Annotated in this window: 3 protein-coding genes; all 3 read left to right on the top strand. The window is 69.3% G+C overall.

The window, feature by feature from the left end; all coding sequences use genetic code 11:
- Positions 1 to 577 (top strand): sodium-independent anion transporter (locus ABZV38_RS40360; RefSeq protein WP_356333940.1); only part of this gene is annotated, 577 nt, incomplete at its 5' end.
- Positions 574 to 972: a pyridoxamine 5'-phosphate oxidase family protein gene (locus ABZV38_RS40355; protein WP_356333939.1), complete on the top strand. Its 399-nt coding sequence runs from the start codon at positions 574 to 576 to the stop codon at positions 970 to 972. The genes ABZV38_RS40360 and ABZV38_RS40355, both read left to right, overlap by 4 nt.
- Positions 969 to 1,394: an ATP-binding protein gene (locus ABZV38_RS40350; RefSeq protein ID WP_356333937.1), complete on the top strand. Its 426-nt coding sequence runs from the start codon at positions 969 to 971 to the stop codon at positions 1,392 to 1,394. The genes ABZV38_RS40355 and ABZV38_RS40350 overlap by 4 nt, the downstream gene beginning before the upstream one ends.
- Positions 1,395 to 1,663 lie beyond the last annotated feature (269 nt).

Raw genomic sequence — 1,663 nt, 5'->3', positions numbered from 1 at the left:
TCTGACCCCTGCAAGATCACCGAAAGTAACCACCGCCGGTGGCCCGACCAGCAAGGCTCCATACCTCGACATACACAAAGGAATTGACAACCTCCCCTGGGCGCTGCGGGCGGTCGCCAACCAGGCCCGGATGGACCAGGTCGACTTCACAGCCGACCTGCCCGGCGAGCACAGCGAAGAAGAACACGCGTTGCTCGCCGAGCACATCGTCGCCTACCGCATCGACGGGCCACTGTTCTTCGCCGGCGCCCACCGTTTCCTCCTGGAGCTCTCCGAGGTCGCCGACGTCCGCGTGGTGATCCTGCGGATGTCGCGGGTCACCACGATGGATGCCACCGGCGCCCTGGTCCTCAAGGACGCCGTGCAGAAGCTGAACCGGCGCGGCATCGCCGTGATGACCTCCGGGGTACGCCCCGGCCAGCGGCGCGCTCTCGAATCGGTCGGTGCGCTGGACCTGCTGCGCCTGGAGGGCCGGGAGTACGCCACCACGCCGGAGGCCATCGCCGGGGCCCGCGCCCACCTGCACCAGGCCGGACTCCTCCCCGGTGTCCCTGTCACCGAAGAGGCTTCCCGATGACCACCCCCCTCTCCCGCCGCATGATCGAGGTACCCCGCAGCGAGGCGCCATGGCTGCTCGAAGGCGGCGCCCAGGGACACCTGGTGTACGTCCGGCGCGAGATCTCTGTGCTCCGCCCGGCCGTCCACATCCGTGAGCACGGGCGTCTAATCGTCCGTACGCCCGCGCAGGCTACCGCCCTGGCCTGCCAGCCGGACGAGATCACGACGGCGGGCGAGATCGGCTGGACCGTGACCACCACGGGACCGGCCGAGATCATCACCGATCCGCACGAGGCCGACCACTACCGCCGCGCCCTGCCCGGCTGGGCGCACGGCGCGCACGACACCCTGGTACGGATCCGCCCGCAGACGATGACCGGGTTCCGCCTGCCCCACGCCCAGGCCGTCCGGTGAGTGCCCAGCTCGAAACCCTGTCCGTGCGGCATGTGCTGACCCTGCCCACGATGGGCTCGGCGGTGCGGATCGTCCGTGAGACCACCGAGCAGGTCCTTGCCGAGTGGGGCATCAGCCGACGGCACCCCACCGTGGACCCGGCACTGCTGATTCTGTCCGAGCTGGTGACCAACAGCGTCCAGCACGCCGCCGCGCTCTCCCCGAACGTCACCGTGATCTACGCGGCCGGTCAGGATACGTTCGCGTTCGCCGTACACGACCGCCACCCCTATCAGCCCCTGCTCTTCTCAGCAATCACCGCGACCGGCGCCAGCGGGCTGGGCACCGTCATGGAACTCACCCTCGGCCTGGGTGGCACCGCCGTCATCCGGGGCGACGCCGACGGCAAAGGCAAAAGCATCTGGATCACCCTCCCCCTGTGACAGACCAAGGCAAGAGATGACCGCAGAGTGGCGCACACCACCCGCCCCAACCTGGGCGTTCTCTCCCTGACCGGGCACCTGAGCCCCGAGGCACTGCGACCTTCCCGCCGCCCACACCGCCCACCGAGGCGGTGGCCGGTCAGCAGCGGCAGTGGTGCAGCGACAAGTGGCCCGGACACGGCAGCTGTAGTTCTTGATCGGTAGGGCATCGTTGCTGGTCAGGCGGTTGTGGCGGCGGTGATGTTGTTCCAGCGGCGGTGGGCTTCGGC

This window comes from Streptomyces sp. NPDC005181 (genome assembly GCF_040608395.1).
Taxonomy (GTDB): domain Bacteria; phylum Actinomycetota; class Actinomycetes; order Streptomycetales; family Streptomycetaceae; genus Streptomyces.
This window is presented reverse-complemented; position numbering and strand designations above follow the sequence as displayed.